Source organism: Bacillus songklensis (genome assembly GCF_042649685.1).
GTDB lineage: Bacteria > Bacillota > Bacilli > Bacillales > Bacillaceae_H > Bacillus_BA > Bacillus_BA songklensis.
Genome location: NZ_JBHRZT010000044.1, coordinates 98,204 through 107,218, shown reverse-complemented (window position 1 = coordinate 107,218; position 9,015 = coordinate 98,204). Strand labels below are relative to the sequence as shown.

Genomic DNA, 9,015 nt, shown 5'->3' with positions numbered 1-9,015 from the left:
GTGTGCAGGTTATCAAAGATACTGAGGCCGGCGGTAAAGGAACACTTCAATTTGGTACGGAAGTTGTTAGTGCTGCTGATGGCTCGATAGCTGCATTGCTGGGCGCTTCTCCGGGTGCTTCTACTGCCGTTCACGTCATGCTTGAGGTATTAGAAAAATGCTTCCCGCAACATATGAAAGGGTGGGAACCGAAACTAAAAGAAATGATTCCTTCTTATGGCGTGTCACTAGCGGAAAACCCAGAGCTTTTCCAAGAAATTCATACTTCAACAGCACAGACGCTTGGTCTATGTGAAAAAGAACCGGTCTATAGCTAATTCTTTGGATGTAGAAACAAAGGTATTTAATGAAAAAGTTTAAGCAATATTTTTCATCAATGGACAATTGTTTCTATCATGAAGAGATTGAAAAGGCAATGATTGAAAAAAACAGAGATAAAATAAAAAATCACATAAAGAATTGAGTAAATAATAGAATATCATTGAAAATAAAACATAGATCCTTTGATTTATCTTTGGATTGAAGGTTCTTTTTTCAAAATTCGCAGTTAGAGAGGCTACGGTGAACCGTACCATAAGTAAATGAGGTTTTTAATAAAACAGACTCGGCTGTAAAGTTACAGTTACTAGGTATGTATTTTAAAAAAATCTTCCTGAGCAATGAAACCAACAATCAGGAAGATTTTTTATGTTTAATTTGCCTTTTAAGAATGTTGAACGCTTCTCTTATAGCCTCTCTGTACTTCGACTTCACTTTTTAAACCTTTCAGTAAAGAGAAGCACATGACGATCATGATAATGGCAAAGGGGAGAGCGGCTGCGATGGAGGCTGTTTGCAATACGTTCAAACCGCCAGCTAAAAGCAATACAGCCGCTACAGCAGATTGAATGATGCCCCATGTCATTTTAATTTTATTGGAAGGGTTTAATGTTCCGCCTTCACTTAGCATTCCCAATACAAAGGTCGCAGTATCGGCAACTGTTATATAATAAATGGCTACGACGGCAAACCCCAAGATACTTAACAGAGAACTTAATGGTAGATAATCAAAGAATGTAAAGATAGACAATGACACATTTTCGGTGATAAATGTTGCCAGATCACGATTTCCAGTGTTTTGAACTATTTCTAGCGCTGATCCGCCAAATATGGACATCCAAAGACATGTTCCGAGGGTAGGAACAATCAACACGCCAATAATAAACTCCCTCACTGTTCTTCCTTTCGAAACTCGAGCAATAAACATACCGACGAATGGTGCCCAGGCAATCCACCATGCCCAATAAAATAAGGTCCATGAGGCAATCCATTCCCCTTCACCAAAGGGCCTTAACCTTAAACTCATATGTATAAAGTCGCTAATATAGAGACCCGTCGTATTAAAGAGGACTTTAATAATAGTCATGGTTGGACCGACAATCAAAATCAGCAGCATGATCGCAAAAGATAAAATCATCGCCGCATTAGATAAATATTGGATTCCTTTCTCTAAGCCCGAATTGATTGAGATGATAAAAAGGACTGTTGCGACGGCAATGACGATTAGCTGGACGAATAACACATTGGGAATCCCAAATATGTCATGCATTCCCGCCGTTACCTGCATGGCACCAAGTCCTAAAGATGTTGCAATACCGAAGACGGTTGCAAAAACTGACAGGACATCAATCGTTTTTCCGATTGGTCCGTAGATTCGATCGCCCAGGATCGGATGGAACGCCGAACTAATCGCTGCCGGAAGCCTTTTGTTGTATTGAAAAAAGGCAAGGGCTAAACCGATTACCGTGTAGATGGCCCATGGGTCCAGACCCCAATGAAAAAAGGTATATTTCATTGCAGTATTGGCTGCTCCAACAGTATAACCTTCCCCATAGGGAGGCGTTGTGTAATGGGTGACTGGTTCGGCAACACTCCAGTAGACAATCCCGATTCCCATTCCAGCTCCGAACAACATGGCGAGCCAAGATGCGGTGTTGAAATCAGGCCGGTCTGTTTTTTTACCCAGCCGAATATCACCGTATTTTGAAAATAGTAAATAAATGGAGAAGACCACAAAGAATAGGGTCGCACCAAGATAGACCCACCCAAGGTAATCAATTGAACCATTATAGATGGTATTGGTGACTTTGGCGAGATTATCTGTAAAAAAGACGCCCCAAATAATAAAAATAAGGGTAAGTAACAATGAGATTATAAAAACACTGTTTCCAGTTTGATTTTTGCTATCCATAGAAACCTCCTAGTAAAGTGGAAGAATAGTTTAGTGTAGTTAAAATAGGTTTTCATTTAGTCACAAAGTGAAAGTTTTTCAGCATCCGAAGGTAAAATCACTTATCAAGGAGATTGTAAAGAAACTCCCACTTGTCGGTGTTCATCAATTCTTCCTGCGAAACCTCTAAACCGCCTCCAAGATAAACCGTTTGGCCCTTTATTGCGATTACCATCGCTTCAAATAATTCATTGCTGTCTTTCTTTGCATATATGTCCCCTAACGTTGGCAACAGTTCACTGTTTGGATTATTTAAATGGTGCGGCCCAATGTCATCTAAGTTTTCTGCTTCAACCCCTTCAATATTTTGATAATCAATAGGGTGGCTGTCATTAGCACGGCCGGGTACCATTAATAAATATTCATTATGCTTGATTCCGTGAGAATTACTTGTGATGACCCCTTGTTTATCAACTGTTTCAACCACTTCAATTTCATTTAACGAATAAGTATCCAGGGAATCAGGCATTGGATTGTGAATTAAAATATAATCTCCTTCTTCAGCTTTTCGATCCTTACTGAGGGTATAGGCATTATGATTAAATATAAAGCTGTCAAGTTCCTTTGGTTTGTATCTTTCCACGCTCGCTGCATTCGTTAAAACCTGTGTTAAATCCCTCAGTCTTATAAGATGAACGGATTGTTTATACATCGGTTTTACCCCATATACCCTATGTAACTCATTGTTATAATATACAAATTGCCCTTTTCTTACTTGAAACAGTTTCACGAATAGATCTCCCTTCAAGCATATATATCTTAAGTTATGATGTAATAACTAACAGAATTATTGTAACATGTTTTATACATGACCCATTTTTCTTTGTCTTATTTTTAGGATGTCTTATTTTTAGGAAAAATATGATGTTAGAAGTAGAAAGGTCTTCACAGCATTTAAAGCTAAATGCAAAGGGCGTAAATTTCAGGGAGTGGGAGTATATTAGAGAGGATAAAGGGTTCTGGTGCAAGAAATCTATCAAAAATTGAGAAAGCAGAGTCACTAATCAAATGTTTAGTTATAGAAATTCTTTTTTTAGGGTATTCTAAAAAAAATAAAGGAGGCTTGTATATGTATAAAGGTGCATCATTTTGGTCTGGAGTTTTATCGGGTGGGATTTCACAAATTGAAGATATGCGTTCATATATGAAAGGAGATTTGACGACCCAGGACTTTAGTGTACACACGACGAGAAATGTGACCGGGGCCGTCGGAATCATGGCAGGTATGGAATACGGGGCTGTATTAGGCAGTGCTGTGCTGCCCGGAGTCGGCACGATTATCGGCTCAATCCTTGGCTTTATGATTGGCAACCGTGTAGGAAGCTACGCGGGCTATCAAGTTGGAAATATGGTGTTTAAACAAGCCCCGTTATTGCTTACAGGTAATGCGGGTACACAATTAAAAATCGAGCAAAAAAATTAACGAGCCTCTTAATGAGACTCGTTTTTTAGTGCAGCTGACTTTCGATTTCGTTTAGTTTATTTCTGACCGTTTGGTCGTTTAACACATTATAATGTGTGACGATTTGTGGCTCCTCCCCAGGATTGGCATCGTCGAATATATTTTTAAACGTATCTTCTGCTTTTCTGCCGGCTTCCTTTACCTTTTCCATTCCTTCTTCAAATCCCGCTCTTATTGATTGGGCACCATCAGAAAGCAGCATTTGCTCTTTTTCCGCTTTCGCATCTTCCATGAATGAACCTAACTGCATGCGCATACCGGATGTCAAACCTTTCATTTGATCACCAAGTGCCAGTGCGGCACCTGCTCCCTTCACCAATAACTTTTTCGTACCGCGCCTTGCTTCCGGAGAAAGGGCAAGAATTAAGGTAGCAGATGTAATCACCAGCCCCACTGGATTACTGAATGAAAATAATTTCTTCAACATGTATTCAAAACCTCCTTAAACATATCTTCATTTTTGCCTATTCATGCTTTTTTTATCCTTCAAAAAAATTTTTCCGCTGCATAGAATTTTCCCTTTCCGTTCAAAATACTTCCTATACCTTAAATAAAACTCACACCTAAAACCGCACTGAAAGGAGGAGAAAAATGGAGGATGTCGCGTTAAAAGAGCGATTCTCCCACAGCATTCCGGGAAGAATAAGACTTGAACTGTTCGGATTAAAAGGCAGTCGGGACATTGCCGAAAAATTTGAAAACATTTTCTCAACGATCGACGGCGTCTCAATGGTATCGGCCAACAATCATACCGGAAAAATTCTTTTGGTATATGATACAGAAAAAATACATGTTGATGTGTTGTGTTTATATATACAAAAATTCGAAGAAGTCCTTTTCAAAAAAATGATTGGAACTAAAAATGAAGAAACGATAGATGAACATGAAATCAGTGATCAGCATGCAATCGTCGAGGAAGCGTATGCCCAAGCAGCTGTCACGGCCGCGCCGGATACTTCTTCCGCTCCCTCAGATCATTCTTATTTCCGTTCTATGCCTTATGCCGTCAAACAAAAAGAACGCGTACCTCTTGGGTTAACTCTATCCATTGGCGGCCTGGGAGTACTGGGAATCAAGCAGCTTTTTCGTGGAAGATCGGCCTTGGCTCATCATCCTCTCCCCTTTTATATCAGCAGCTTTATTGCAATAGGGACAGGATACCCCATGTTGAAAAGAGGACTGAAAAGGCTGGGGCGTGAGAGGAAGCTGAACATTGACCTGTTGTTTGGTGCCGGGTCTTTGGCTCTCGCTTTAATACGGGAAAATTTAATCGTCTTAGGCGGAATCAGCATATTGCAATATTTGAATTGGAAGAGAAGACAAAGTGTTGACGATTCGCTGCTTGATGAAGACTATGTTTCACCCGAAATCGAAAAATATTGTCAAAGGACGACTGCATTTGGGCTGGCAGCTGCAGGAGCAAGCTTTTTCCTGACGAGAAACCTTCTTTCTCCGTTGGCAGTACTGTTGGCAGCAAACCCAAGGCCAATTTTGACTTCGACGGAATATACGTGGAAGCAAGCGAACCATGTAGCCAAGGAGAATCATCAATGCCTGCCTGATAACGGCTCTATGTATCAATTATCCCGATTAAAAGGCATCGTCTTCTCTGATGCTTCGTTATTGATGGAAAATGGAGAGATAAAAGAGGAATGTCTGTCGTTTTTCCAACATGTACGAGCGGGAACAAAAATCGCGTTTCTGCAAGGCCACGGCGAATCTTCATTTCGTCCATTGACCAGTCGTTTACAGAAAACATTTGATCTGCAAGTAGCGGAATTAAATGACGATTTTCCAAAATCACGAGAAGAAGTGTTGTTTGTAACAGATGACTATCAGAAATCGGAAGTAAGGAAAATTGTGTCGTACTACCCTGCCGTCTCCATTTCTCAGTTGCCTGAATTAACTAAGAGTTACTTGATTGCGAAAGAATTAGAACAAATGATCCGACAAAATGTAAGATTAACTTCATTTTGGAATGTTGCTGGATCCCTTATTTCTATCCCTTTCTTAATTAGTGCTCCCCTTGTGAACTTAGTGTCGGATGCCTTAACCTTAAAGTTCTTGTCTAAGTCAAAAACATGGACAGAACGGAGAATCAAGCCGGCAAGCGTGACAAGAGAATCGAAAAAAACCAATGACATTCCATGGCACGCTTTAGATGTAAACGAAGTAATCAATAAACTTCAAACGAATGCGCAAACCGGTTTAAGCCATCATCAAACTCATTCATTATACGAAGTATATGGAAAAAATGCTTTGCAACAAAAAGAAAAGCCGCATTGGTGGAAAAGTTATCTCGGTCAATTTAAAGAATTTCCGACGATGATTTTGGGAACAACGGCTATCTTAAGTCTTGCCACCGGCCACTTATTTGACGGATTGGTTATGACATCCATTCTTCTTATAAATGCAGGCATTAGTACCCTGCAAGAAAGAAAGGCCGAACGGGCCGTTGAAACGATGACACAATTCATTCCGCCGAATTGCTATGTCATTCGAGATCAGGAAAAGGTTGAAATATCAGCAGAACAATTGCTGCCGGGCGATGTCATTGAATTGGAAGCGGGAGACCGCGTTCCAGCAGATTTGCGAATTATTCAAGCGTGGAATTTAGAAGTCAACGAATCCGCTCTTACGGGAGAGTCGTTTCCTGTCATGAAAACCGAAAGATTGCTCAAAGAAAACGAAGCGTTATCCGACCGAATCAATATGCTGTATATGGGCACTCACGTCACCCGCGGCAAGGTGCTGGCTGTTGTCGTGCAAACAGGAAACGAAACCGAAATGGGGCATTTGCTGAGTTTGCTGTCGGAAGAAACGGATCATCAAACTCCGCTGCAAAAACAAGTGGCTTCCATCAGCAGGAAATTTATGATGGGTGCCTTGGCAGCAGGAGCAGCCGTATTTGCTGCTGGATTGCTTCGCGGCATCCCGATTTCGCAAATGATCACGTCCTCTCTCGCCTTAACCGCTTCCGCTATTCCAGAAGGATTGCCTGTTACGATTACCGTTGCTTTAACGGCAGGTATTTTTAGAATGGCCAAACAAAAAGCGTTGGTCAGAAAAATATCTTCTCTGGAAACATTGGGCAGAGTCACGGTCATTTGTACGGATAAAACAGGTACACTGACCAAAAATGAAATGGCGATTAAAAAAATCGCCACAATCAGCAAAGAATTTCATGTAACAGGAGACGGATATGCTCCTGAAGGAAAAATTACCGATGAAGAAGGCCAGGAGAAAAACTCAAAAGATTTGGAACATCTTTTAAGAATTGCGTTATTATGCAGCAATACAACGTTAGAGCATCAGGACGGCCACTGGACAATCAAAGGCGATCCGACCGAAGGGGCCCTCTTGGCCGCCGCAGCAAAACGGAATATGACACTTGATAATCATCAGCATTGGACAAGAATGCATGAGATTCCATTTGATTCGAGCATAGGAATGATGACGGTCGTTTGCAAAGAAGATCATGAAAAGCAAAACTGCTATATACTTTCCAAAGGATCCGTTGAAAAAATCCTGAACAACTGTACTCATTATCAAAAGAACGGAAAAGTATATACACTCACAAAAGCTATTCGTGAAAAAATCATAGAACAAAATGAGAATTATGCCGAGCAATCATTACGAGTGTTAGGATTTGCGTATCGTCCAATCGACGATCCTCAAAATTGTTCGGACCAGCATGATTCCAATCTTATCTATGTCGGCATGGCGGGTATGATGGATCCGCCAAAAGAAGAGATGGCCAAAAGTATCGAGGAAGCAAAACGGTTAGGGATTAAACCGATCATGATTACGGGTGACCACCCTGTTACTGCGTCGGCCATTGCCCAAAGCATTGGATTAAGCGATGATAACAGCCGTGTTATGACAGGAATACAATTGGACACACTAAGTGATGAAGAATTGGAACAGGAAATCAAGAATGTGAGCATCTTTGCGCGCGTAACTCCTGAGCATAAACTTCGTATTGTTTCGATTTTGCAAAAGCAAGGCCACATTGTCGCCATGACCGGCGACGGTGTAAACGACTCCCCTGCGATTAAGAAGGCGGACGTCGGAATCGCGATGGGACAAACAGGAACGCAAGTAACAAAAGAAACAGCTGATATCGTGTTAAAAGAAGACCATTTCGGCTCGATTGTAGAAGGCGTTAAAGAAGGCCGAACCATCATCAGTAATATACGGAAGGCCTTAGGCTGCTTGCTGAGCGGAAACCTGGCTGAAATCATCGTAACAAGCACAGCAGTCATTGCCGGGTTACCGCTGCCTATTATTCCAATTCAGATTTTAGTTATGAATTTACTAACGGATGCCCTTCCATCCATGGTACTGGCTATGAATCCGGGCAATAAGACAAAAGTGACTAAACGGCAAGAAATCGCGGACAAAGCATTGTATACACAAGTCGTATCACGCGGAGTCATTCTAGGCCTCGGTTCGCTTGGACTGTTTGCCGGAGCTTTAGCTTCAGGTGCTTCTTTAGTTGCAGCTCAAACAACTGTATTTGCATCATTAGTGGCCGGTCAGTTGATCCAAACGTTTTCATGGAGACAAGCAGAGTCAGAAGAAACGATCCGTGATTGGACAAAAGACCGCTTCCTGATCGGGGCTTTAGGAGCATCATGGTTAGCGCTGTTAAGTACCATTTATATCCCGCCTTTAACCGGTATCTTTAAAACAACCGCCCTGCCGCTCCATAGCTGGATACCAATTATGACGGTAGCGGCAAGCTCTGCCGTTGTGGTAAAAATGGTCGTTACATCATTTGAAAACCGGGCGGGCAGACGCCAGGCCGTACAAATGAACTTGGCCGCTGCCTAGTATTGGAAAATTTGTTATTGGCTATACTATTAAAAAAGACTTGGCGTTCGCCAAGTCTTTTAGGCAAATGCCCCAGCTTTTCTTATGCGGTTAAGAAAGGATTCGATTATATTTTCTTATTAACTTAAAAGTGAATATAGGAGGACAATCATGATTCAAAGAGGATTACAAAGAGTCATCGTTGGCTCGGCGCTTATTATTGCGTCGACTGCGTTATTGCCGATCGCCAAACAAACTCTTCGCCCTATCGTACGCGACTTATCAAGAAACATGAGATATCTGCTCGTATCAACAAAAGAAGGTATTGAGGACATGGTAGCGGAAGTAAAATTCGAAAGAATGAAAAAACAATTAGACAAAGACATGTTGATTGAATATGACGGAGAGGTAGAAGAAGTAAAAGAACCGATTTTTCATTAATGATGAAACAAATGTTTGTTAGGAGGGG

The 9,015-nt window shown here is 41.3% G+C and carries 7 protein-coding genes; 4 read left to right on the top strand and 3 right to left on the bottom strand.

What is annotated here, in order from left to right:
• Positions 1-317: malate:quinone oxidoreductase (locus ACFOU2_RS11190; protein WP_377914919.1), on the top strand; the 317-nt coding region annotated here is incomplete at its 5' end.
• Between the two features lie 386 nt (positions 318-703).
• Here ACFOU2_RS11190 and ACFOU2_RS11185 read toward each other — a convergent pair.
• Positions 704-2,230, bottom strand: coding sequence for a glycine betaine uptake BCCT transporter (locus ACFOU2_RS11185; RefSeq protein WP_377915094.1), 1,527 nt, complete (start codon positions 2,228-2,230; stop codon positions 704-706).
• A 97-nt stretch (positions 2,231-2,327) separates the two neighbouring features.
• Positions 2,328-2,999 (bottom strand): hypothetical protein, encoded by a 672-nt coding sequence (locus tag ACFOU2_RS11180; RefSeq protein ID WP_377915092.1) that lies wholly within the window; start codon positions 2,997-2,999, stop codon positions 2,328-2,330.
• Between the two features lie 339 nt (positions 3,000-3,338).
• Here ACFOU2_RS11180 and ACFOU2_RS11175 point away from each other — a divergent pair, with 339 nt between their 5' ends.
• Positions 3,339-3,692, top strand: coding sequence for a hypothetical protein (locus tag ACFOU2_RS11175; protein WP_377915090.1), 354 nt, complete (start codon positions 3,339-3,341; stop codon positions 3,690-3,692).
• Between the two features lie 25 nt (positions 3,693-3,717).
• Here ACFOU2_RS11175 and ACFOU2_RS11170 read toward each other — a convergent pair whose 3' ends face one another.
• Positions 3,718-4,158 carry a hypothetical protein gene (locus ACFOU2_RS11170; protein ID WP_377915088.1) on the bottom strand — a complete coding sequence of 147 codons (441 nt, stop codon included), beginning with the start codon at positions 4,156-4,158 and terminating at the stop codon, positions 3,718-3,720.
• Positions 4,159-4,322: 164 nt separating this feature from the next.
• Here ACFOU2_RS11170 and ACFOU2_RS11165 point away from each other — a divergent pair, with 164 nt between their 5' ends.
• Both ACFOU2_RS11165 and ACFOU2_RS11160 read left to right on the top strand, forming a co-directional pair.
• On the top strand, positions 4,323-8,567 hold the full coding sequence (locus tag ACFOU2_RS11165; RefSeq protein ID WP_377915086.1) for a cation-translocating P-type ATPase: 4,245 nt from the start codon (positions 4,323-4,325) through the stop codon (positions 8,565-8,567).
• A gap of 150 nt (positions 8,568-8,717) precedes the next feature.
• Positions 8,718-8,987, top strand: coding sequence for a DUF5132 domain-containing protein (locus ACFOU2_RS11160; RefSeq protein ID WP_377915084.1), 270 nt, complete (start codon positions 8,718-8,720; stop codon positions 8,985-8,987).
• Positions 8,988-9,015 lie beyond the last annotated feature (28 nt).